19 protein-coding genes and 5 pseudogenes are annotated in these 22,300 nt (G+C 68.0%); 16 read left to right on the top strand and 8 right to left on the bottom strand.

Features of this window, described 5'->3' with window-relative positions; translation table 11 throughout:
- Positions 1-67 precede the first annotated feature (67 nt).
- The 3 genes and pseudogenes from HF577_RS23610 to HF577_RS38655 all read left to right on the top strand — a co-directional run bounded on the left by HF577_RS23610 (position 68) and on the right by HF577_RS38655 (position 1,607).
- Positions 68-1,048 (top strand): hypothetical protein, encoded by a 981-nt coding sequence (locus HF577_RS23610; protein WP_169398123.1) that lies wholly within the window; start codon positions 68-70, stop codon positions 1,046-1,048.
- 194 nt (positions 1,049-1,242) lie between these two features.
- A pseudogene (locus tag HF577_RS40240) lies at positions 1,243-1,407 on the top strand (cytochrome P450); the annotation flags it as partial.
- A 50-nt stretch (positions 1,408-1,457) separates the two neighbouring features.
- Entirely contained in the window at positions 1,458-1,607 is a 150-nt protein-coding gene (locus tag HF577_RS38655) for a hypothetical protein (RefSeq protein ID WP_246267068.1), read from the top strand.
- A gap of 175 nt (positions 1,608-1,782) precedes the next feature.
- Here HF577_RS38655 and HF577_RS23600 read toward each other — a convergent pair whose 3' ends face one another.
- The gene (locus tag HF577_RS23600) at positions 1,783-2,100 is read right to left on the bottom strand and encodes a hypothetical protein (RefSeq protein WP_169393831.1); all 318 of its coding nucleotides are present in this window, start codon (positions 2,098-2,100) and stop codon (positions 1,783-1,785) included.
- A 62-nt stretch (positions 2,101-2,162) separates the two neighbouring features.
- Between HF577_RS23600 and HF577_RS23595 the strand changes: the two genes are divergently transcribed.
- The 3 genes from HF577_RS23595 (at position 2,163) to HF577_RS23585 (ending at position 4,310) form a co-directional block, all read left to right on the top strand.
- Complete coding sequence (locus HF577_RS23595; protein WP_211174730.1) at positions 2,163-2,429, top strand: ANTAR domain-containing protein; 267 nt, start codon at positions 2,163-2,165, stop codon at positions 2,427-2,429.
- 95 nt (positions 2,430-2,524) lie between these two features.
- Positions 2,525-2,851 (top strand): STAS domain-containing protein, encoded by a 327-nt coding sequence (locus HF577_RS23590; protein ID WP_169398121.1) that lies wholly within the window; start codon positions 2,525-2,527, stop codon positions 2,849-2,851.
- A gap of 892 nt (positions 2,852-3,743) precedes the next feature.
- The gene (locus tag HF577_RS23585) at positions 3,744-4,310 is read left to right on the top strand and encodes a nuclear transport factor 2 family protein (RefSeq protein WP_211174729.1); all 567 of its coding nucleotides are present in this window, start codon (positions 3,744-3,746) and stop codon (positions 4,308-4,310) included.
- A gap of 1,029 nt (positions 4,311-5,339) precedes the next feature.
- On the opposite strand, the gene HF577_RS23580 is transcribed toward HF577_RS23585, so the two are convergent.
- The gene (locus tag HF577_RS23580) at positions 5,340-5,894 is read right to left on the bottom strand and encodes a GAF domain-containing protein (RefSeq protein WP_407692235.1); all 555 of its coding nucleotides are present in this window, start codon (positions 5,892-5,894) and stop codon (positions 5,340-5,342) included.
- Between the two features lie 100 nt (positions 5,895-5,994).
- Here HF577_RS23580 and HF577_RS23575 point away from each other — a divergent pair.
- From HF577_RS23575 to HF577_RS23560, 4 genes and pseudogenes are all read left to right on the top strand, one after another.
- Positions 5,995-6,354, top strand: a pseudogene (locus HF577_RS23575) (class II aldolase/adducin family protein); the annotation flags it as partial.
- Positions 6,355-6,472: 118 nt separating this feature from the next.
- The gene (locus tag HF577_RS23570) at positions 6,473-6,922 is read left to right on the top strand and encodes a beta-galactosidase (RefSeq protein ID WP_169398119.1); all 450 of its coding nucleotides are present in this window, start codon (positions 6,473-6,475) and stop codon (positions 6,920-6,922) included.
- Between the two features lie 633 nt (positions 6,923-7,555).
- Entirely contained in the window at positions 7,556-8,551 is a 996-nt protein-coding gene (locus HF577_RS23565; RefSeq protein WP_169398118.1) for an aldo/keto reductase, read from the top strand.
- Positions 8,548-9,399: a helix-turn-helix transcriptional regulator gene (locus tag HF577_RS23560; RefSeq protein ID WP_169398117.1), complete on the top strand. Its 852-nt coding sequence runs from the start codon at positions 8,548-8,550 to the stop codon at positions 9,397-9,399. Before HF577_RS23565 ends, HF577_RS23560 begins: the two co-directional genes overlap by 4 nt.
- Positions 9,400-9,624: 225 nt before the next feature.
- Here HF577_RS23560 and HF577_RS23555 read toward each other — a convergent pair whose 3' ends face one another.
- Positions 9,625-10,227, bottom strand: a complete 603-nt coding sequence (locus HF577_RS23555) for a TetR/AcrR family transcriptional regulator (RefSeq protein WP_169398116.1) — start codon at positions 10,225-10,227, stop codon at positions 9,625-9,627.
- A 98-nt stretch (positions 10,228-10,325) separates the two neighbouring features.
- Here HF577_RS23555 and HF577_RS23550 point away from each other — a divergent pair.
- From HF577_RS23550 to HF577_RS23535, 3 genes and pseudogenes are all read left to right on the top strand, one after another.
- Positions 10,326-11,062: pseudogene (locus HF577_RS23550) on the top strand (SDR family NAD(P)-dependent oxidoreductase).
- A gap of 375 nt (positions 11,063-11,437) precedes the next feature.
- Positions 11,438-12,292 carry an alpha/beta fold hydrolase gene (locus HF577_RS23540; protein WP_169398115.1) on the top strand — a complete coding sequence of 285 codons (855 nt, stop codon included), beginning with the start codon at positions 11,438-11,440 and terminating at the stop codon, positions 12,290-12,292.
- Positions 12,293-12,514: 222 nt separating this feature from the next.
- Positions 12,515-13,627, top strand: coding sequence for a DMT family transporter (locus HF577_RS23535; protein WP_169398114.1), 1,113 nt, complete (start codon positions 12,515-12,517; stop codon positions 13,625-13,627).
- A 42-nt stretch (positions 13,628-13,669) separates the two neighbouring features.
- Here HF577_RS23535 and HF577_RS38650 read toward each other — a convergent pair.
- The 3 genes and pseudogenes from HF577_RS38650 to HF577_RS23525 form a co-directional block, all read right to left on the bottom strand.
- Positions 13,670-13,863, bottom strand: a pseudogene (locus HF577_RS38650) (IS630 family transposase); the annotation flags it as partial.
- Positions 13,864-13,913: 50 nt separating this feature from the next.
- Positions 13,914-15,651 (bottom strand): annotated as a pseudogene (locus HF577_RS23530) (pyruvate dehydrogenase).
- An 85-nt stretch (positions 15,652-15,736) separates the two neighbouring features.
- The gene (locus HF577_RS23525) at positions 15,737-16,795 is read right to left on the bottom strand and encodes a LacI family DNA-binding transcriptional regulator (RefSeq protein WP_169398113.1); all 1,059 of its coding nucleotides are present in this window, start codon (positions 16,793-16,795) and stop codon (positions 15,737-15,739) included.
- A gap of 178 nt (positions 16,796-16,973) precedes the next feature.
- Between HF577_RS23525 and HF577_RS23520 the strand changes: the two genes are divergently transcribed.
- The 3 genes from HF577_RS23520 (at position 16,974) to HF577_RS23510 (ending at position 19,380) form a co-directional block, all read left to right on the top strand.
- Positions 16,974-17,915 carry a cyclase family protein gene (locus tag HF577_RS23520; RefSeq protein ID WP_169398112.1) on the top strand — a complete coding sequence of 314 codons (942 nt, stop codon included), beginning with the start codon at positions 16,974-16,976 and terminating at the stop codon, positions 17,913-17,915.
- Between the two features lie 35 nt (positions 17,916-17,950).
- Positions 17,951-18,772, top strand: coding sequence for an HpcH/HpaI aldolase/citrate lyase family protein (locus HF577_RS23515; RefSeq protein WP_169398111.1), 822 nt, complete (start codon positions 17,951-17,953; stop codon positions 18,770-18,772).
- 356 nt (positions 18,773-19,128) lie between these two features.
- Complete coding sequence (locus HF577_RS23510) at positions 19,129-19,380, top strand: hypothetical protein (protein WP_169398110.1); 252 nt, start codon at positions 19,129-19,131, stop codon at positions 19,378-19,380.
- A gap of 851 nt (positions 19,381-20,231) precedes the next feature.
- On the opposite strand, the gene HF577_RS40235 is transcribed toward HF577_RS23510, so the two are convergent.
- Together HF577_RS40235 and pip are read right to left on the bottom strand one after the other, a co-directional pair.
- Entirely contained in the window at positions 20,232-20,771 is a 540-nt protein-coding gene (locus HF577_RS40235; protein WP_169398109.1) for an AAA family ATPase, read from the bottom strand.
- A 346-nt stretch (positions 20,772-21,117) separates the two neighbouring features.
- Positions 21,118-22,095, bottom strand: coding sequence for a prolyl aminopeptidase (pip, locus tag HF577_RS23500; RefSeq protein WP_312859325.1), 978 nt, complete (start codon positions 22,093-22,095; stop codon positions 21,118-21,120).
- Positions 22,096-22,300 lie beyond the last annotated feature (205 nt).

Genomic DNA, 22,300 nt, shown 5'->3' with positions numbered 1-22,300 from the left:
TTGATCAGCGGTACCGATGATTCGATACAGTCGCCCGATACGTCCGATCTGCGTTACGGGAGCCAGGTTGCCGCTCAACCGATATCTCGACTTCTCCGAGATCGCAGCACTATATTCCCAGCTTGCGGGTGTGCTTGCGGGGTTCTCCTTCGCAGCACTAATTGCGATCGCAACGGTACGCCTTAACGAGAGCCGTCCGCAGAAGTCTGTGACCTCCGCGTACCGACCCTTAATGTGCTCGTTCTTCGCCCTGGTCGCGACGAGCCTCAACTATGCGGTGATGGTGGGTGAGAAGGAGCGCTCTGGACGCTCTGCAGCGGTTGGAGCCGCTGCCGGGGTCGGATTCGTGGCGGCGGGCTGTCTTCTTGTCTTCGCCATCCTCGTGACCCTCGACACCGTCGAGAACGCGCGGCCGGACCGGACCGGAAACGCGCAGAAGGCAGTGAGGCTGATACGGCGGATTATGACGCTCGTGGTGCCGCCCCTATTCGTCACTCTATGGTTGCCCGCCCTTCGTGACCATAAGAGCGTCAAATACGGTTCCGGTGCGCCGTTCGGCATGCTCGATACCTCGGGCTTGCTCGCCATCGGGATCAGCGCGACAGTCAGCGCAGCCCTCTTCCTCAGGTATCATCGCCTCAGCCGTTCCCCGTCGACGACGGACCTTCTTTCGACCCCCGGCGTCGGGGTTGCGCTCGCCTCGCTGTTCGCAACGGGGGGATACGTTACGTTCATGGGTGAGGACGCGTTCGTCGTGGACGCCGTCCCGCTTGTCGAGCTGGTTCTAGTCACAGGGCTAGGCGTTGTCACGTCGTTCGCGGCCTGTCGCTTCCAATCCGGTTCGAATGACGAAGGTCCCGAGCCGGGGAGCAGCAACTTGTCCAGCCAGAACGAGCAGGTTGGTTTGAGTGGGCAGCAGTCGGCGACCAACCGAGAAGCCGACCGGTCGCTGTCGTTAGTGGGCATGCGCCGGATCGGAATGGGCGTCATCATGATCTGCATCGCCTACGCCGCACGAATCCTGCTGGCCCGCCGTCCCGGCCGTTGACCAGCGGCACGCATTGACGGATCTGCATAAACAGATCTGAAGCCACGGCGGGCAGTTAGGTCGCCTGCCCCGCTGGGTCGGTGCCAGGCGTACCGCCGGATCAGTGTCCCACCGGCAGCCCACTCGCGAGTCTTCCTGTATCCAGCTCCCGATCGCCGGCAACATCACCAGCACCCACCACCTCGCGACCAGCAATGGCCCTCCTCGGCCGCGTGCCGGGCCTCGCCGACAGGCTGCGCCGCGAGCCGGGGCTGATCGGGCGGCTCCTCAAGGAGTCCCTGCGCCTCGAAGCGCCGATCCAGTGCTTCTACCGGCTGGTCACGGTCGACAGTCTCGTCGGAGGCGTGGAGGTACCGGCCGGGTCGCGCCTGCTCGTCTTCTACGGCTTCGCCAATCGTGATCCGCAGGTGTGGCCGGACTGCCCGCACTCGTGCTGGACCGGCGCAACGCCTCCGCGCAGCAGCCCTACCTGCCGAGCTTCGTCAACCACGGCCCGATCTCCCTGCCTGCGTGGCTGGTGTTCCTGGGCGCGACGGTGGGTTCACCGCGCGTGTCTTGAAGAACGTGTAGGCCCAGGTCGGTGGTCGGGCTGCTCGATCGCCACACTGCGGCTTCCGGGCGCCGGGGTTGCAATGCAGATGGGGGGCACGGTGTTGCGTTGGGCAGCCCGGGGCGTGCTTGAAGCACGAGTGCGCTGCCATCCACGAGGCCGCGAGGTGTGGGCGAGGCCGGGTTCAGCGGATGCACCAGACCGATGCCCAGGGGCGGGTGCCGTCGTTGTCGCTCTGCCCCTCGACGGTGACACTGCGGGTGCCGGCAGGTAGCTCGCGGTCGGCTGAGGTGTTGTTGTTGGTGCGGACGTCTGTCCACGTGGCCAGCACGGCGCCGGTGTTGGAGAGTGCTGTGACCCGCGACCACGTCGTGCCGCCAAAAGTCGAGCCGAAGGTGACGAAGCCCTTGCTGGCAACCTGCGACCCCGCGCCGACCTCGGCACCGATTGCCTCGTGGAAGGTGCGGGTGGCGTCGAGTCGGAGCGGAATGGCTGCCATCATGAGGTCTTCCTCCAGCTGAGGCGGTGGGGGTGGGGAATCAGGGGCGCAGCGCAGTGCGGTGCTTGATCGATGCGATGGTCCCACGGGAAGCCGTCACGGCTCAGCGAATTTGTGGTCATGCGAGGATCCGCTCGAGGTGGGGCCGAACAGACCTGCGGGCCGCGCTCGCCTTGCCCGCCACGATCGATCAGGCGATCGGCATCGTGATCGCCGGCCGCTGTAGCGTCGAGGATGCGTTCGCGACCCTGCGCGCCGCGTCCCAGCGCCGCAACGTAAAACTGCGGGTCGTCGCGGGCGAACTCGTGGAGGCCGCCCAGCGATCCGCCTGACGCCCCGGCCGGCCGGATGTCGATCACGGCGCGGTCGCCGGGCCCGAGGGCGTGGGTAAATCTTGATCGGTTGGACCAGCAGCCGCGGTAGGTGCGTGCTGCAGGTCACTTGCGAAGACCCGGTTCTGTGCGCCATCGCCGCTTTGAACGTTTCTGGAGGAACGGGCGTGGGTCGCGGTACCGAGGGCGAGCGGAGCATTCCGACGGGCTCCGTCCTGTGTGTGCAAGTTTCCAGCGACACGATCCGCAGAGACGTTCGGTTGAGCGGGGAACTGGACTTCACGACAATCGACCGTCTGGAAACAGTCCTCGATCAGCTCATCCGGTCCGGCTACCGGCATATCGTGCTCGACCTCGCCGAGCTGGACTTCCTCGTCGCCTCCGGGTTGCGGGTGTCTTACCGACTTACGGCTCGCGGCTGAACCGGATGGAGCCGTAAGGAACAGACCAGGCCGGACGCGGTCTAGATCATCGCTGACGAGCAATGGGTCGTCCGGGAAGTCAAGAGCAGGGCTACCAACACCGCTCGATAGGCCCTCCGACGTCAAACAGGCCAGCGGCTACCGGTACACCGAAGCTGCCGGCCTCGGCCAGGTCGCCGAGCCGGCCGTGAATCCGTCCACCCGCTCACCCTGGCCGCCCACTGCGCCCGGGAGTAGCCCGCCATGGCGCTCATCGACGCAGGTCGGGACAGAAGCTCGGCGATTGCGAGCTCACACCGAGGCGGTCGAATCCGAAGGACGTACAAATGTAGACTAGACCGGACTGTTCTGGCGAAACGGTCACACCTCCGACGCCGAGCCCGCCTTGGCTCAAGGCCCTCCAGCGAACTTGACCAACTGAGCCAAGGACCGAAAATCGGTCCGTTCCGGCGCCTGGGCCAAGAAGTTCGGGAGTCCAGCAGTTCTGCCCCCTGCCATCGAGCAGATACCGAATCGGCTGACCAGATCACGATGGACTTTGTGGAGCGTGCGGTGTGGTCCTCACGGGCGTCCACCGGAACCCCCACGAGCGGACGGCTGGGTCGACTCCGGGCGCCACCCGCAATCTTTCGGCGGTGCGACACGAATTTCTCCGCTCGACTTCAGGGGCTTGAGTCGGGCAGCCAATCCTTGCCATGTCTGCGCGTGATTGTGTGCGGGTGCGGGATCAACTAGTCGATCCCTGTGGAGCAAATTCAGCAAACCGTGAACCCGTACCTCTGAGCGCCTGACCATTGAGGAAGGTATCGTTCTGTATACTTCATCGCGGGATGTACTCCCTCTAGGGCATTTCGCTCAAGGTAAGTGGAAGCGCTGATTTCGGAGGATGAGAATGTCTGATCAAAAAGCCATGCTGCGGATGTGGGCGGCGCACACGGCGGCCGAGTTCGTGACTCGGGATGTGGACGCCACGATGCGGACCATGACGGACAACCCGACTGTTCTGCATGTACCGACCGGCATGGGCGGTGTCGGATTTGACGGGGTCCGCGACTTCTATCAACAGTGGTTCGTGGGGCGGAATCCGGCCGATTTGTCCATCGTGTCGATGAGTCAAACAATCGGAGATGCAAGCATCGTCGACGAGATGCTCATTACGTTCACTCATGACATCGAGATTCCGTGGATCCTGCCCGCTGTGGCTCCCACGGGCAAGCAGGTGCGTATCCCAGTGATCGGTATCGTGGGCTTCGAGGGCGCCGATGTCGCGAGCGAGCGCATCTACTGGGATCAGGCTGCCGTGCTCGCCCAGGTCGGGCTGCTGGACAGTGCAGCTGCGGAGCGGCTGCCGTTTGTCACCGCTCCCGATGGCCTGCTGGACGGATCCTTGGCTCTGAACCAATTGGCTCAGGCTCGGAGAACGTCCCAGCCTGAGCAAGGGTCGGGCGCGGCCAGTTAAGCCCCAGCGACGTCACCGCGAGTTCTGAGCTGGAACGGCGGCCGTGGCGGCTTCCACAGGACCGGCCCGACCGATCTGACCTGCCTCTCGAGCAAGGGCCCGGCACGGCTGCCTGGTCGGTGCCGGGGTCGAGGTGGGTAGTCATGCCCTCCCCTGTTGTGCTGGCAAATACATAGATGTGTAGAGCGACTGCGGGAGCAAGTGTGCGATCGCGCGAGAGTGCTCACATTTCCTCGGACTCGGGGCAGCGCGACGAGTGAGACCACAATGATTGGCCGATGACGACCGGAGGGACGGACAGCCCTCCGGCTTGACGGGTTCGGAAAACTCGGCCATCTCAACGATTTGCGGTGAGCTGGCCAGTGTAAGGGTGAGTGTAAGGTAAAGGCGATAGTGCTCTCTGAATCTGCGGTGGCAATCGTCGTGGTGCCGGCCCCACCTGCGACGCCGGCGACGGACAGCCGACCCTGACGCGCAGATCCGCGACGGTGTCGTACAGATGGTGACTCCGTCGCCCCGGCAACAATGCTCACCGGCCCACCTCTGTTCGTATGGGGGAAGCGTCGGGTCCGGGTGCGGTCGGGACGTGGCAGTTGGCGGGGCTGTCACGTGGTCGGGGAGTGACCACGGAGCACGACATGAGAGAGCAACGACGACCCGCAGACTCGCGTCCACCATTGGAGGGGGCCGACGTGACGAGTCGACGATTTGTGGTGCCCGGTCCTTCCGGGCGTGAGGAACGTCGATGGCAGCAGGTTGAGAACCGCTGCTGCCCCGTTTGCCGTCGCGCCGTGCGCGCAGCGACCGGTCTACTGGCGCGTAGCCGACGGCCCAGTGTCGGACTGGTCACATGCTGATGGCCGTGCGCTGTGCCGAGTCAGGGCCGACGGCAGGACCGGCCGATCCCGTCCCACGGCATGCTGCAGCGCGCGCCACGCCGAGGGTGGACCACCGGGAGGGGCCGGCAGCCCCTCAATTTCCTAGTGACGCGACGTTCCTGCGCAACTATGCGGCGGCTCCATCAGGGACCTATTGAGGGCGATGTGATGCGATGGCATTGATGTCTTCCCCGGTGAACCGGCGCGGTCGCCGCTCGAGCACGAACAGCACCCCGAGTACCTGGTCGCGGCCGAGCAGCGGGACACCGAGTAGGGCCTGGCGGCTTCGGCCGCTATCGACATCCCGAGCATGTGTGGGGTGAGCGCGCCGCTGACCGCATGGATCCGCAGCCGGCGATTCGCCTCCATCAGGCAGAGGTAGGCCATGTCGACCCCGAGCACCCTCCGGGCGTGCACGACGATGTCGTCGATCAGCCCTAGCTGGTCGCGCTGGCCGGTGGCGGTGAGGTGCGCGGCGACCTCGTTGAGTGTGGCCAGTTCGCGGGCCCGTTGGGTGCGCTGTTCGAGCAGGGTGCGGATGCGCAGCGCGGCGACCGCCTCGCTGGCGGCGCGTTCGGTCGAGCCTGTTTCCTGGGCCAGTTGCCGCTCGTGGGCCGCGAACTCGGCGCCTGGAGCCTCGGTCAGCAGCAGCTCCAGCCAGCCTCCGTCGTCCATCATTCACCCCGTTGCTAGTGCAGTTCTCCATGAGAGCAACCAATTTGTGGAGACTTGATCCATGGTAGCGGTCGTTCTCGGCTGGTTATCTCGCAATCACAACGGCAAGACACCGAGGAGCGGAGGACACGATGCCGACAAACTGCATTTCCCGCCCAGCGATGGTGGTCGCCGACAACCCCGAGTTGCCCCAGCCGCCCGGCGCGTTATCGATCGAGGAAGAGCGGCGGCTGCGTCAGCGGGAACTGGCTGCGACGTTCCGGCTGTTCGGACGGTTCGGGTTCGGCGAGGGCGTCGCCGGACACGTCACTGCCCGCGACCCCGAGCACCCCAACTGCTACTGGGTCAACCCGTTCGGGATGAGCTTCTCCCAGATCAGGGTGTCGGACCTGCTGCTGGTCAATGAGCACGGCCAGGTGGTGCAGGGCCGGGGTCCGGTCAACTACGCCGGCTTCGCCATCCATTCGGCCGTGCACCGGGCACGGCCTGACGTGATCGCGGTCGCGCAACGCCGAACCGGGCGCTCATTACGCCGGCTCGTTCAGCTTCCGCCCCTGTGTGGCAGCTGGTGCGGCAGCGGGTGGCGACTTCGGACGCTTGGGGGCGTCCATGCGTGGTGGACGGAGCCGAGCTGGGGAGCGGGGCTCCGTCCACCAGATCCGGTGCGCCATCGCCCGGCAGCAGGCGCAGCGCTACGGCGACCACCCGACGCTGCAGGCCTGGCACGTGCACAACGAGTACGGCACGACGTCCTGGAGCGAGCACGCCGCGGCCGCCTTCCGCGGGTGGATGCAGCGCCGCTATGGCTCCCTGAAGCGGCTCGACACGGCCTGGTACACCGCGTTCTGGAGCCAGAACGGTGGACGGCAGGACGATCGCCAAGGCGGTTCGCAGGGGGCGCTGTTCTTCCAGTGGCACGCACCGGCGGGCGGGGCGGAGACCTGGCACGGCGGCCTCGTGCCGCACGTCGCTCGATGGATGCCCAGGCGATCCGGTGTCGTTGGCGAGGTCACGGGGCTGGGCGGTGGCGATGACGTTGCTCGGTTTCGAGCGCGGTGAGACGGCCCTGCACGCTCCGATTCGATTCCGCAACGAGCGGGGTCTCGACAACGTCCCCGACATCCGGACCCGGCTTGCCTGATGCCACGTCCAGGTCGAGCAGCTGCGCTGCCACGGAGCCCGGATGGCGGCGCTGCTGATCGCCGGGGAGCAGCTTTGCCGGAGGCGACGGCGTTCAAGCTGCTCTGGAGCGAGTATCACCGCGTCGTCACCGAGTTCGCCGTCGACGTCCTGGGCCTCGACGCCCTTGTCCCCGAGGGCCGGCCCTCGCCGAACTGGTTCCATACCGACGACCCCGGCGCGCCCAACTGGTCGTCCTCCTGGACGAGCGTGTTTGTTTACAGCTACGGGGAGCTGCGGCCTCGGTTGGCCGGGTGGCGGCTGACCGCCCAGCTCGGCCGTGGGGCGGGCCTGGGGTTGTCGCCCGTCTCTCCTGCAGGGCGGCTGCCAGGGCCGGGAGGTGGGCTCGACCCGATGAGCTCGCGCCGGGAGCGCCCGGCTCGTCACGGTTCGCCGTGCCCTAGCGTCGTCCTCGGAAGACGGGTCTGAGCTGAACGATCGAAGTGTCCCTGTGCCGTCGCATGCTTGGTGGCGCCGCCGAATGGCGGAGGCGCGCCATGACTAGAGGACAACATGAGCATCAGGACACATGCGCTCGGCAGCCGGGGTTTGACCACGTCGGTCGAGGGTTTGGGCACGATGGGGATGACCGCGATGTACGGCACCCCGGACGATGCGGGGTCGGTCGAAACGATCCAGCGGGCGATCGAGCTCGGCGTGACGCTGTTCGACACAGCGGACATGTACGGCCCGTTCACCGGTGAGCAGTTGGTCGGACGCGCGGTCGCGCGCGACCGAGACCGAGTCGTGCTCGCCACCAAGTTCGGTGGGGTGACGCTCGACGAGACGGGCAAGATCGTCGGCGGCCCGAACGGCCGGGCCGACTACCTGCGGCGTGCGGTGGAGGGCTCGCTGCGGCGGCTCGGCACGGACCGCATCGATCTGTACTACCAGCACCGGGTGGACCCGAACGTGCCGGTGGCCGAGACCTTCGGTGCACTGGGCGAGCTGGTCGCCGAAGGCAAGGTGCGGTACCTGGGCATCTGTGAAGCGTCCGCCGAGACCGTTCGCGCGGCCCACGCAGCGGCACCGCTCTCGGCCGTGCAGACCGAGTACTCGCTGTTCACGCGGACCGTGGAGACCAACGGTGTGCTCGACACGGTGCGCGAGCTGGGCATCGGGTTCGTGGCCTACTCACCGTTGGGTCGCGGCCTGCTGACTGGCGAGCTGCGCTCGCTCGACGGGCTGCCGGAGGGCGACTGGCGTCGCAGCGCCCCCCGTTTCAGCGGCGAGAACTTCGCGCACAACCTCGCTCTGGCCGACCGCGTCCGAGTGATCGCCGAGAAATACGACGCCACACCCGGGCAGCTGGCCCTGGCATGGGTGCTCGCGCACGGCGTCACCGCCATTCCCGGCACCAAGCGGCGCGCCTACCTGGAGGAGAACGTCGCCGCTGCCACGCTCACCGTGGACGCCGAGACGCTGACCGCCCTGGCTGAGGTGATCCCGGCCGACGAGGTGGCCGGCGAGCGGTACGTCGCGGCCGGGATGAAGGCCATCCAGGAGTGAGCGGCACGAGCAGGCACAACGACGTGGGGAGCTTCCTGCGGGCTCGACGCGAGGCGCTGCGCCCGGCCGACGTCGGGCTCGTCGCCGGCGGCCGCCGCCGCACCCCCGGGCTCCGACGAGCCGAGGTCGCGCTGCTGGCGAACGTCTCGGTCGACTACTACGAGCGGCTGGAGCAGTCCCGCAATGCGCACCCCTCGCAAGCCATGCTGGCGAGCCTGGCCAGGGCGCTGCGCCTGTCCGTCGACGAGCGCGACCACCTCTACCGGCTCGCCGGCTGCTCCCCGCCGCTCACGGGCGCGACCGGCGGCTACGTCGACCCCGCGATGATGTTCCTGCTCGACGCCCTGACCACCGTGCCCGCGCACGTCATGGACGACCTCACCACGATCCTCGCCCAGAACCGGCTCAGCCAAGCGCTGCTCGGCTCCTGGAAACTCGGCGACGAGCGCGCCGGTAACGTGACCTGGCGCTGGTTCACCGACCCCGCATCGCGAGCGCTCAACATCACCGAGGAGCACGAGGCGATCGGGCGCGGTTACGTCGCGGACCTGCGTGCGGCCACCGCACGCCGTGGCGGGGACGCCGTGGCCGACTGCCTCATCGCCGACCTCCTCCGAACGAGCGTGGAGTTCGGCCGGTACTGGGACGACATGGCCGTGGAGCCCCTCCGCTCGACCCGCAAGCAGCTGATCCATCCCCACGCGGGGCCTCTCGACGTGCAGTGCGACGTCGTCCTCAGCTCCATTACCGGCCATAGACTGGTGATCTTCCGGCCACAACCGGGATCGACCACGTCGGCGAGCTTCGAGTTCCTCGAGGTGCTCGGCGAGCAGACATTCGGCACCTGACGGCGGCTCGGGGCGGGGGCAGTCGACATCAACGCCCCGTTCGTAACGCGAACTCATCTCCGCGTGCGCGGGGAGCATCTTGTGGGTCTCACGTGCGGCACAACCAGGAATTTCTATCCCCAACATGGAGGGGGACTGGCATGCCGGCACTTCGCTGGTCGGCCCCGCCGAGGTGTGCGAATTTCTGTTCACCCCGCGGTCAGCGGCTCGGCGAATCCAGGAGGTCTATCGGCTGGCCCTTGGGGCATTGAGCATCGCTGACTCGATGATTGCTTGGAGTTCCTCGCGGTTGGCGCCGTCGCGAGCCTGGATGGCCAGCCCGTGGAGCACCGTGGTGTACAGGGCCGCGAGGGCGTCGAGGTCCGCGGTGGCCGGGACGTCGCCTGCCGTCACGCCTCGGCTGAGCCGTTGTCGGAAGAGTTCGCGCACTGCCTGTCGGCGCTCGGTCACGAAAGCGCTGACCTCTTCGTTCCGGGCGCTCCCGGCCGCCGCTGCGAGGACGACCATGCATCCGGGGGGCTGGTCCGGCTCGGTGAAGGTGGTGATGTTGGCCCGCAGCATCGCGCGGATGCCGTCGTAGGCCGTCGGTGCCTCCTCGAGGGCCTGTTGCGCCGGTGCGCCGACCGTCGCTCCGTACAGTTCGACGGCTTGCCGGAACAGGGCTTCCTTGCTGCCGAAACAGGCGTACAGGCTGGGTGAGGCGATGCCCATCGCGGCGGTGAGGCGGGTCATCGAGGCGCCGTCGTAGCCGTACTTCCAGAACGTCTCCATCGCCTTGCGCAGCGCGGTGTCTCGGTCGAAGCCGCGCGGTCTGCCCCGCTGTCCCATGTGCCCCCTCATTTCTGTGTCAACCGTAACAGAAGCCCGGGGGGCAAGCCTTCCCGGTGCTAGATTTCTGTGCCGATCGACATAGAAATGAGGACGACATGAATGACCTGTCGGGCAAGGTGGCACTGGTAACGGGTGGCAGCCGGGGCATCGGGGCGGAGATCGCCCGGACGCTGGCCAGGAACGGGGCGGCGGTCGGCTTGACCTACCTCGGCGCGGCGGACCATGCGGACGGTGTCGCGAAGGACATCCAGGCGGACGGCGGGCGCGCACTCCCGATCCAGGCGGACAACGCGGACCCCGAGGCTGTGCGGGCAGCGGTCGAGGCGACCGTCGCCGAGTTCGGCGGGTTCGACATCCTGGTCAACAACGCGGGTGTGTTTCCGTCCGGTCCCCTGGACGAGGTCACGTTGGAGGACGTCGACCGCATCCTGGGGATCCATGTCCGAGCTGTGTTCGCTGCCGCGCAGACGGCGGCTCGACACATGAGTGACGGTGGCCGGATCATCAACATCGGCAGCTGTTTGATCGAACGGCTGCCCGGACCGGGGATGACGCTGTACGCGTTGAGCAAGTCGGCGCTGACGGGCCTCACCAAGGGGCTGGCCCGGGACTTGGGCCCGCGTGGCATCACCGCGGTCGTGGTGGATCCCGGCCCGACGGAAACATGAACCCGGCCGAGGGACCCGCGGCGGACTTCCTCCGCCAGTTCATCGCCCTCGGTCACTACGGGCAAGCGCGGGACGTCGCCGGCATGGTGGCCTACCTGGCCGGCCCCGGCGGTCGCCATGTCAGCGGCAGCTCGATCCTGGTGGACGGTGGTTTCGCCGCCTGAGCCTCTCTCCCTCGCTCGGGTCAGGGCACTGTACGAGGGTGGCCAGGCGACCGTGCCGACCCGCGCCGGTTGGCATGCGACTGTCGCCGGGGCGCCGGTGTACCCGCGGATCGGGTTGAAGCCGAACTCAGTGGGTCGGCGCCACTCCCGTCCCCAGCGAGCTGGTCCACGTGCTCATGGGCTCGGCAAGGAGCGCGCCGCACAACGCGCTTCGGTCTGATCACGGGTAGTCCTGCGCGGCTCTCGGTGGCGCATGCGTCCGGGTTCGTGACTCGACGCACACGCTCCGCCCGCCCCGGCCGGGCATAAGACCCGCTGCCCTCTACTTATACGAGTAAGTTCGTCAGTCGGCGAACGAGAGGTGGAGGAGATCAGGTGTCATCGAACGATGAGAAGCGCGCGTCCGTGGACGTCGACGGCGTAAAGGCGAGCTACTTGACGGCCGGCGGCGGCCCGGTCGTCCTGCTGCTGCACGGAACGTACTGGAGTCGCGTCTTTCTCCCGATCCTGGACGATCTCGCTGCCGCGGGACTTCGGCCCGTCGCCGTGGACCTGCCCGGGTTCGGTCGCTCCGGGGGAGAGCTGACGCCGAAGACCGCGACCATCCCCGAGCTCTCCGCCTGGGTGGTCCGCTTCGTCCGCGCGCTGGGCGTGGACGGGCCCGTGTCGATCGTCGGGCACGACATCGGTGGCGCGATCGCGCAGCACCTGCTCCTCTCGGACGCGCTTGACGTCAACGCCTTCGCGCTGGTCAACGGCGTGACCTACAACTCGTGGCCGCTGCCCAGGATCGCTCAGTTCAGCGATCCGGCACTGGTCGCCGCAACGTCGGCACACGACCTGGTGAGGATCCGGCGTGGGGCGGTCGCCGCTGCGCTGGCCGGGGCGGCAGACGACGCGCTGGTGGAGGAGTACCTCGAGCCGCTGGCCGAGGAGCGTGTGGCGCGGTCGTGGATGGCCCTCGCCGGCGCGGCGGACAAGCGCTACACGCTCGAGCTGGTGCCGTCGCTGCGCGCGTCGACCACGCCGAAGCTGCTGGTCTGGGGCGAGGACGACCCCTTCCAGCAGATCCACAACGCCGAGCGGTTCGCCGCCGAGGTGCCGAACACGACGCTCGTGCGTGTCGCGAACGCCAGTCACATCCCGACGGAGAACGACCCCAGGTCCGTCGCCGCCCCGCTGGCCGAATTCTTCGCGAAGCACGCCGTGGGCAAGCCGGCCAAGGGCTGACCTCCCGGAGCGTCCCACGATCCCGGCGGCCTCCCGACCCTTCTGCCGGCAGCCAGGACGTCGATCCGCCCCGCGTCGATACGCGCCGCAGCGGCGGCCGTTCAACGTGCCGGGGGTTCTGCGTGAGCCTGGCGAAACTACGTTCGGCAAATCCTCGCCGTGACTTGGCCAGCCCGCCTCGATAAGCGGCATTCGACGTGCCGCGGCCACCGCTGGCACTCCGTGCGCGTCCGTTCGGCACCCGCCCGGCACATTTCACGCACTCCAGAACTTCTTCGACGGTTCATTCACGAAACGGATCAGGACATGAAAGTCTCGCCTGCCCGCACAGGCGCTTGTGCAGACTCCTCCGATACCGGGCCGACCGGTCCCGGCGATGCCGATGCCGCCACCGGGCGCCGCCGGTGCTCCGCCGAGGTGCGCACCGGCCGAGCCGGCCGGCTACGCGCGACGGTCAAGGCCCTTCTGCTCGGTGCCCTGCCCGGTGCGCTGTTCATCGTGGTCTGGTCGAGCGGCTACCTGGTCGGGAAGCTCGGCATGCGCGAGATGCCGGCATTGACGCTGCTGTGGTGGCGTTTCCTGGTGGCCGCGGTGGTGATGGGCGTCGTCGCGATCGTGACCCGCGCTCCGTGGCCCCGCAGGCCGATGGCGTGGATCCATCTGATCGTCACGGGATTCGTGTTGCACGCCGTTCAGTTCGGCGGCATCTACATCGGGCTGGACCTGGGGGTGTCCGCGGGTCTCGCGTCGCTGATCGCCAGCGCGGGCCCGCTGGTGATCGCCGCGATCGCCGTCCCCGTTTTCGGTGAGGTGTTGAGAAAGCATCAGTGGCTCGGATTGCTGCTCGGGCTGCTCGGAGTCGCGGCCGCGGTCAGTTCGGAACTCGGCGGCGGTGTCTCGATCGCCGGATTGATCGCCCTGCTCGTCTCGTTGGCGGCATTCTCCAGCGGCACCCTGTACCAGAAGCGGTTCGGCGCGGTGATGGATCTGCGCACCGGTCTGACGGTGCAGCTGGTCGTTGCGACGGCGTCGATCACCCCGCTCGCAATCGGCCACGGCGGCCTGTCCGTACCGGTCACGTTCTCTGCGATCTGGCCCATCGTGTGGGTGAGCCTCGTGAGCTCCATCGGTGGGCTCGTCCTGCTCTTCACCCTCTTGCGGCGCCGGGGTGGCGGAGCAGCCACGAGCTACCTCTTCCTGGTTCCGCCCGTGACCGCGTTGGCCGCCATTCCGTTGCTGGGTCAGCCGCTCCAGGTGGGGGCGATGATCGGAACCGCGCTGGCCGCCGTCGGCGTCGCCCTGGTCACTAGGTCGGGACGGCAGGCCGCCGGATGACGTTCCTTCCTGACGCCCGCGATCGACGGCTCAAGTACCGCCGGCGAACCGGCTCGAGGTGCCGTGGCGGAGGTAATCGTGGGTACGTCGCTGCCGCATGCCCGGCATCATCGGCGGGGAGCGGTCCAGGGCCTGCATCCCGGACTTCTCATCCACGAACGACACCACCGCACTCTCCGGCGGGTGGTGGTAGAGCCGACCACATCGACGACATTGTCCACGAACTGCGGATCGGCCAGGCGACATGAGCCCTGCGTAGCCACAGAGGTGACGGCGAGCACGGCGTTCAGAGGTGCGGTATGGAACGCAGGTTGCTGCGGGCGAGCTCGATCATCTTGCCGACGCCGCCGTCGAGGACGGTGCGGGTCGCGGCCAGTGCGAAGCCGCGGACCTGGCCTGCGGTGATGTGAGGTGGAATGGACAGGGCGTTGGGGTCGGTACGCACGTCGAGCAGGTACGGCCCAGGCGTGTGGAGAGCCCTGTGCAGCTCCTCGGGCAGCTCGGCCGGATCGGCGACGGTGCTTGCCGGCACGCCACACGCTCGTGCCACCCCGGCCAGGTGGGCCACCCCGTGGTCGGTCTCGAAGAAGGGGTAGCCGGCTACCATCATCTCCAGGCGGATCATGCCCAGCGATCCGTTGTTGAGAGCCACGGTCGTAATCGGGAGGTCGTGCTCTGCCACGGTGAGCAGCTCGCCCAGCAGCATGGTCAGCCCGCCGTCGCCCGACATCGACACCACCCGGCGTCCGGGCTCGGCGTACGCGGCCCCGATCGCGTGAGGGAGCGCATTGGCCATGGTGCCGTGGCGGAACGAGCCGATGATCCGCCGGCGCCCCGTCGGGCTGATGTAGCGGGCCGCCCAGACGTTGCACATGCCCGTGTCGACGGTGACGATCGCGTCGTCGTCCATCGCCTCGTCGAGCAACGCCGCGACGTACTCCGGATGGATCGGGCGCATCTTGTCGACCTTGGTCGTGTAAGCCGCGACGACCTTCTCCAGCACCTCGGCGTGACGGCGGAGCATGCGATTCAGGAAGCGGCGGTCGCTCTTCTGCGCGATCAACGGGAGCACCGCGCGCAAGGTGGCGGCGACATCCCCCTGCACTCCGAGATCAAGTCGGGTACGCCGGCCCAGGTGAGCGGCGTCCCGGTCGACCTGCACGGTGCGTGCCTGGGGCAGGAACGTCTCGTAGGGGAAGTCGGTGCCGAGCAGCACGAGCAGGTCGGACTTTTGGGTGGCCTCGTAGCAGGCGCCGTAGCCGAGCAGGCCGCTCATGCCTACGTCGTAGGGGTTGTCGTACTGGATCCACTCCTTGCCGCCCAGTGAGTGCCCGATTGGCGAGTGCACCCTGGAGGCCAGCTCCAGCACCTCCGCGCGGGCGTCCCGGACCCCGGCGCCGACGAGCAGCGTGACGGAACCCAGCGGCGTTGATCTTCTCGGCCAGCGCCCGCACCTGCTCCGGATCCGGCTGAACGACGGCCCGCGGTATGACGAGGTCACTGTGCCCGGTGGGGCGCGGCGCCGGTTCTCCGCCGAGGTCGCCGGGCAGCACCAGTACGCCCACGCCGTGGCGCGCCAGCGCGGTCTGCATCGCGATGCGCTGCATGCGGGGCAGCTGCTCAGGGCGGGAGACCATCTCGCAGTACACGCTGCACTCGGCGAACAACTGCTGCGGATGGGTCTCCTGGAAGTAGCCCATCCCGATCTGCGTCGAGGGGATGTGCGAGGCGATCGCCAGCACCGCAGCGCCGCTACGGGACGCGTCGTACAGGCCCTGCACCAGGTGCGTGTTGCCCGGCCCGCAGCTGCCCGCGCAGGCTGCCAGCCGCCCCGTGAGCTGGGCCTCGGAGGCCGCCGCGAGCGCCGCGGCCTCCTCGTTGTGCACATGCACCCACTCCATGTCCGGATGACGCCCGACCGCGTCCGCCACCGGATTCAGGCTGTCACCGACCAGCCCGTAGATGCGCCGCACTCCCGCCTGGACGAGGACCTCGATCATCTGGTCGGCAACCGTGGCAGCCATGGCTTCTCCTCGAGTCAGGGGCATAGCAGCAGCTACTTAAACGTATAAGGGCCTTCAACATACCCATGCCGCGCCTGCAGATTCCTCACGTCGTGTCGCGCGGCCGAAGCTGGTGAGGGAGCACCTCCTCGACCGGCGGGCCCGAGTCGCCCTCGATCCGCCGGAACAGCATCTGCACGCCGCGCCGCCCGATGAGCTCTCTCGGCACGGTGACCGTGGTCAGCTGCAGTGGTCCGACGCTGGCGAAGCTCATGTCGTCGAGGCCGGTCACGGCGACGTCATCGGGGACTGCAAAGCCGTCCTCACGGCAGGCGTCGAGCACACCGAGGGCGATGAGGTCGTTGCCGCAGGCGACGGCGTCGATCGGCGTGCCGCGGGCGAACAGCTCTCGCGCCCGTTCGAGCCCCGAGCGGCGGCTGATGTCGCCCCAGCGTCCCTGATCGGGGTTGGCCGGTTGCAGGCCGGCGGCACTCAGGGCGTCGACGAAGCCCGCCTCGCGAGCCGCCGACGCATAGGACGAGCGCTGCCCACCGAGCACCGCGATGTGGCGGCGCCCGGTCGTCAGCAGGTGGTTGATGATCTCTCCGGCAGCGGCGTGGTCATCGATGCCCACCCAGTCCGACGGCTCGCCGGGCACCCTCCGGTAGAGCTGCACCGCCGGAACGTGCGTGCGGCGCAGTTCAGCCAGCAGCGGCTGGTCGCGCGCCAGCAGCGAGGTGAGCAACAGCCCGCTGCTGTACCTGTCGATGTGTGCGCGTGCCACCGTGGCCAACCGTGCAGCACCGGCGTCGTCGGCATCGTCCCCGCCGGCGTCCTGCCCAAGTCCGACGTGCGAGATCAGTACCTCGTAGCCCAAGTCCCCCGCGGCGGCCACGGCGCCGGCGGCGATCTCGGTATAGAAGGGATTGGTGATGTCCGTCAGCAGCAGGCCGATGCTGCGGGCCCTGCCGGTCTTCAGGCCCTGAGCCACCAGGCTCGGCCGGTAACCCAGCTCGTTCGCGATCGCCCGGATCCGCTCGCGCAGCTCGTCGCTCACGCCGGGTGCCCCCGTCAGGGCGTAGGAGACGGAGGCGGATGACACGCCGGCCACACGCGCGACGTCGTTCATCGTGGTGCGGCGAGCCCGGCTCCGGCGATCGACCATGTGACCAGCGTAGAAGACCCCGAGCCCCGGGCCGGGCTCGCCGCGTTCCCCGGCCTGTAGCCGCCCCTATGACCCGTTGCACACGCCCTTGCCTGCCTCATCCCCGCGTGCCAACCTGGGACTTACACGTATAAGAACCTCCAGTCAGTCCGGGAGGGTTCGACACTGAGGAGTGGACATGTCCGGGAAGCCGCAGGACGCAGAGGTGATCGGGTACCTCCAGAAGCTGTCGAACTGGGGCAGATGGGGCCATGACGACCGCCTCGGGACACTGAACCTGGTCACCGACGACGTCCGGCGCGCCGCAGCAGGCACGGTTCGCGACGGTACGGCCGTATCGCTGTCCTTCGACATGGATCCGCAGAATCCAGACCCCCTCGGGCACGGCACGGTGATCCAGCGCTACATGGAGCTGAACGAGGTCGAAGCCCTGTTCGGCCGGGCGGGGCGCTTCGACGCGGTGCGCGAGTACGTGGGCCTGATCGCCCACGGTTCACCCACTCACCTCGACGGCCTGGCCCACTTCTCATGGGACGGCAAGAACTACAACGGCTTCGACATGTCGGATGTGCGCACCGTTGGTGGCGCCACCAAGCTGTCGGTCCACCACGCGGCCCAGGGCATCATCACCCGGGGCGTTCTGCTCGACATTCCAGCGCTTCATGGTGTGCCGTGGCTGGAGCCCGGCCACGCGATCAACCCGGACGAGCTCGCGGCCGCCGAGGAGCGCCAGGGGGTGACTGTGCGCGCAGGAGACGCCCTGTTCGTGCGCACGGGTAACTTTGCCCGTACGGCGGCGGAGGGGCCGCACCCCGATGATCACGCGGCCGGGCTGAGTGCCGCCACTCTGCCGTTCCTCCGCGAACGGGACGTCGCGCTGCTCAGCACGGACGGCCAGCAGGAGGTCTCGCCTGCCGAGTCGGCCGACTTCGACCTTCGGATGCCCATTCATGTCGTGGGGCTGGTGGCGCTGGGGCTCTGGCTCGTCGACAACGCTGCGCTTGACGAGCTCGCACGGACATGTCAGGAGAAGAACCGGTGGGAGTTCCTGCTCTCGTTGGTGCCGTGGCGAATGATCGGCGTGACGTCGAGCGCCGTTAATCCCGTTGCCGTCTTCTGACGCACACAAGCGGACTCACGAGGAAAGGACCCCTCATGGGGACTCACAAAGCTCGCTCCTGGTTCGTCGTACCTGGTGATCGTCCGGAGCGGTTCGACGAGCCTGTCGCGAACGGCGCGCATGCAGTCATCCTCGATCTCGAGGATCTTGTCGGTCCGGCGAAGAAGGCTGCGGCACGGAGGGCAGTGGCCCGTTGGCTGACGGAGCACCAGGCATATGTACGGATCAACGCGGTCGACACTGAGTGGTACGAGGACGACCTGGCCGCCGTCGCGGGCGCTCCGGGCCTGCAGGGTGTGGTGCTGCCCAAGGCCGACGGGTCGGCGCCGATCGAGAGGACGGCTTCCGCCCTCCCGGCAGCGGTCCCCGTGCTGCCACTGGTCGAGACCGCGGCGGGGCTCCAGAACGCCCCGGCCGTGGCCGCCACCCCCCGGGTCGCGGCGCTGATCTTCGGCAGTCTCGACTTCGGCCTGGACCTCGGGATCGACGTCCGCGCCGGGCAGGACGACGTGAACCTCCTGTACGCGCGGTCGCGATTGGTGATCGCCTCCCGTGCCGCCGGAATCGCGCCGCCGATCGACGGGGTCACGACCGACCTGGACGATCCCGGGGTCGCCGCCGCGGACGCCGGACGAGCTCGCCACCTCGGCTTCGGAGGGAAGCTGTGCATCGAACCGCGGCAGATTGACGCGGTGAACGGTGCGTTCGCCCCGTCTGAGGGAGACCTGGACTGGGCCAGGCGGGTGCTCGCGGCGATCGACGGCGCGGATGGCGAGGTCATGGTGCGGTTGGACGGCCAGCTGATCGACAGGCCTGTGATCTCGCGGGCCCAGCAGCTCCTCGGTACCGCCCGGTAACCGGCCCCCCGGGGATGCCGACCTCCTGCGGTAACAGCCAGTTCCCGCTATTGCGTTGCCGGGTCAACCCACACTGGAACCGAACCGCATCCGGCGTCGTGGACCGCACCGACCGCATCAACCCGCTGCGTGTCTCGCCGCTGACGCCGGCCCACACCTCGCAACGGAAGGTCACCACGAGATCGAGCCCGGCCCCAGCGGGCAGGGGCGCAGCCCTCCATCCGCGCTCGGCCTTGCCGCTCCGCTCCCGGCCGGCGCGCCTGGGCAGCGCCGATACCACGAGCCGAGCTGAGATGTTGGAGGCTCCTCGGATCTACCCTTGCGCCATGACGAGCGATCACGAAAGAGGTGACACGATGTCGCCTCGGGCTGCCGCCATTCGCGAGCTGCTCAACGAGTGGGACTTCATCGGCGTCGTGCCCGACGGGATCGTTGACGAGTACGACTGCCTCATCGCGCCGATCAGTGAGCGGCTATCCCGCGGAGCGGGCTCCGACGAGCTGTATACCTTCCTCGACACTGAGCTGCCGGACCACTTCGGCCTCGGCGGGGGACGCTCGCCTGCGAGCGAGCGGTTCGTCGCCAGTGTTCTGCGGCTCCGCGAGTAGCTGTGCATCCTCGTCCTCGACCAGCGCCATGGACCCCACCGAACGCCTCACCTGCTGCGCGCCTCGACACCGGCCGCGGTCCGACTCCTCGATACCGCACGGCATCCCGGACGCAGGATTTGCAGATCGGCCGGCGGAATGGTGACAGGCTGAGCCCGGGATGCCGCGCGGTCGGGCTGCGCCAGGTCGACGAGATGCCACACAAATCCGCTGTGGCTCGAATACCCGGCGGCCGATTGGTGGCCGTGTGGACTGGCGGGCTGCCGGTGAGTGACTAACTGAGTGGTACAGCCCGATCCCTTGCCGCCTGGTCATCAGCACTCTGAGCGGCGCCGCAACGGTCAGGGCGCCACTCGGAACGCGGAGGCTTCGACAAAGACACCGCATCTCGACCGCGGAAGCCGGTGGGCCCTTCTCGGAGCTTTGCAGCGGTGCGGTCAGCTCGTGCGGGAACAGCTATTGCGTCGAGTCGGCACTCACCGTCGGCCCCGTGCACCTGGATGTCGGCCTCGATGGTGGTCGGCATGTGCGCTGTTACCTCGTCGACCTTGCGTATCGCCTAACCGGCTTAGAGCTCCCGATCGTCAGCGGAACCGTCCTCGGGAGCGGAAGTGTGGTCCGGCACGGGCTTGTTACCGCCACCGCTCGGCGCGGGAGGGACCGGCACGACGGGGGCGGGAACACCTGCACTGCCGCCGTCCGGGCCCGCACCACGATCACGCTTCTGCTTCGCCCTGCCTCTGCCCATGGTGGGAACGGTATCGGGGTGCATGCCGTTGCAGGTTCGAGCGCGGGTCAGCGCCGGGGGCGTGGTCTCCGGGACAGTCTTCCGAGCTGGTACCGCTCGGCGGTCAGTCCCACGCTGCCTCACAGGCCGCGGCTCGGTGCAGTAGTCGCCGCGCACTCGTTTCGACCGATTCCCCGGTCGTGTCGAGGTGACGGTGAGGAGGCCATGTGGCCGACTCGTCGTGCTGCAGCCGTACCAAGTGCTCCGGCACGAGTTTGTCTGGTCTCGCGGTTCCCCGTGCGAGACAAGTGTGGAGAGTGGGGAGGACCACTATGAGGATCTTCGGCAAGCCTGAAAGGAGCGGACGCCACAACGCCTCAGCAGGGCCGGGTGTCAGGACATCGTCGACTGCTACGTCGACTCCTCGCTCAGCAAACGCTCGAACCAGGGCGCACGTCGCGCGGACAGACGTCTCCCATTGCTCGGGCTGACGGGGGTCCGCAACGTCGCGTGGATCGATGCGCCCCTGCGTGATCATCTCGCTTATCTTGTCCACCTCGACGTGAGCCGCTAGGGGACGCGAAGCGGCCCACGCTTCTGCAAGGGTGCTCTTGCCTGCGCCCGCCGGGCCTGCCAGCAACAGCACCGATCCTGTCTTCGACATCGAACCCACCTTATCGAGCAGCGTCCGGCAGATGATCTGCGCGGGTCCAGAAGCTGTCCGGTCGGCTGGGCAGGTGGTCCGGTGGGTGCCCCCGCTTCACCCCCACCTTTCACTGGCAGAGATCGATGAACGACGACCAGTGATCGGCAGGTTTGTCAGTCCCCGGCGCAGGTCACCGCGTACAACGGCAGACATCCGGCGCCGACCGATGACGGTTGGAACCGCTTAAGAACCACCCCTCGGGTGAGCGCGGCGAGTATTCGACGGAACCTGCCGGCGGAGGGATCAGCCGGATGTCAATGTCCTGTGTTGTCTGCGCGGTGGCCTGATCGTCGGCAGTGTGTTCCTACTTCACGGCGAACCGGTCCAGCGCTTCGCGGATCCGTTCGGACATTGTGTCGCTTCCGCTGTGACCCGCGTCGTCGACGATGACCAGTTCGGCGTCCGGCCACCCACGGGCGAGCATCCAGGCAGTGTCCAGTGGGCAGCTCAGGTCGAGTCGGCCGTGGATCAGCACGCCGGGGATACCGGCCAGGCGCGCTGCGCCGCGCAGCAGTTCGCCGTCGGACAGCCATGCGTCATGGGCGAAGTAGTGCGCGCAGAGGCGGACGATGGCCAGCCGGTCGGCCAGGGGCCGGCTCGCAAAAGCCCCCGGCGCCCCGTTGGGCTCGTGGGCCTGGAGCGCGTCCTCCCAGGCGCACCAGGCGTCCGCGGCGCGCTCCCGGACAACCGGATCGGGATCCTCCATCAGGCGCGCGTAGGCGGCGACAAGGTTGCCGTCGCGCTCGGCCTCGGGAACGCCAGCGCGGAACGCCTCCCACTGTTCGGGCAGGAGCCGGCCGGTGTCGCGGTAGAGCCAGTCGATCTCGGCCCGTCGGCTGGTGGTGACCCCGGCGATGACGATCTCCGAGACCCGCGCACGGTGTTGCTGGGCGTAGGCCAGTATCAGTGTGGAGCCCCAGGAGCCGCCGTACAGCAGCCAGCGCTCGATCCCGAGGTGTTCGCGCAGCCGCTCCATGTCGGCGATCAGGTCGGCGGTCGTGTTGTGCCGCAGGTCGGCGGATGGGTCGCTCGCGTGCGGGGTGCTGCGCCCGCAGCCGCGCTGGTCGAACAGCACAGCCCGGTATCGGTCGGGGTCGAAGCACCGGCGTCGCACGGGAAGGCTCCCCCAGCCGGGCCCGCCGTGCACGAACAGGGCGGGTTTGCCGTCGGCGTTCCCGCACGCCTCCCAGTAGATCTGAGCGCCGTCGCCAACGTCGAGCAGGCCGTGCTCGTAGGGCTCGATGGGCGGGTACAGCGGGTCTGCCTTCTCGACGCTCTTCACGCCGCGAACATAACAGCACTTATACAACCGTAAGGCTTGGGCTGAGCCGCATCGAGGACGGTCCGGCTGGTGCCGATCTCGTAGCGATCACCGGTGCGGCCAGCCGCGAAGATCGTTCCGAGGTTCGCGCACTCGCCCTTCCGAGGACGAATCGGGGGGTTTCGTGGCGACCACGTGAGCCGCTCCCCGCGAGTCGCCCACCCTC

Origin of the sequence: Pseudonocardia xinjiangensis (genome assembly GCF_012911925.1) — a bacterium.
In the GTDB taxonomy this organism is placed as follows: domain Bacteria; phylum Actinomycetota; class Actinomycetes; order Mycobacteriales; family Pseudonocardiaceae; genus Pseudonocardia; species Pseudonocardia xinjiangensis.
Note: the sequence above shows the minus strand (reverse complement) of the source record. Positions and strands in the feature narration are given on the sequence as shown.

Coding starts and splice junctions, on each gene's coding strand:
- HF577_RS23600 (WP_169393831.1), bottom strand. CDS start 2,100: ATGATGGCAGCCATTCCGCTCCGACTCGACGCCACCCGCACCTTCCAC.
- HF577_RS23585 (WP_211174729.1), top strand. CDS start 3,744: ATGTCTGATCAAAAAGCCATGCTGCGGATGTGGGCGGCGCACACGGCG.
- HF577_RS23580 (WP_407692235.1), bottom strand. CDS start 5,894: ATGGAGAACTGCACTAGCAACGGGGTGAATGATGGACGACGGAGGCTG.
- HF577_RS23570 (WP_169398119.1), top strand. CDS start 6,473: ATGCGTGGTGGACGGAGCCGAGCTGGGGAGCGGGGCTCCGTCCACCAG.
- HF577_RS23565 (WP_169398118.1), top strand. CDS start 7,556: ATGAGCATCAGGACACATGCGCTCGGCAGCCGGGGTTTGACCACGTCG.
- HF577_RS23555 (WP_169398116.1), bottom strand. CDS start 10,227: ATGGGACAGCGGGGCAGACCGCGCGGCTTCGACCGAGACACCGCGCTG.
- HF577_RS23525 (WP_169398113.1), bottom strand. CDS start 16,795: ATGGTCGATCGCCGGAGCCGGGCTCGCCGCACCACGATGAACGACGTC.
- HF577_RS23520 (WP_169398112.1), top strand. CDS start 16,974: ATGTCCGGGAAGCCGCAGGACGCAGAGGTGATCGGGTACCTCCAGAAG.
- HF577_RS23515 (WP_169398111.1), top strand. CDS start 17,951: ATGGGGACTCACAAAGCTCGCTCCTGGTTCGTCGTACCTGGTGATCGT.
- HF577_RS23510 (WP_169398110.1), top strand. CDS start 19,129: ATGTCGCCTCGGGCTGCCGCCATTCGCGAGCTGCTCAACGAGTGGGAC.
- HF577_RS40235 (WP_169398109.1), bottom strand. CDS start 20,771: ATGTCGAAGACAGGATCGGTGCTGTTGCTGGCAGGCCCGGCGGGCGCA.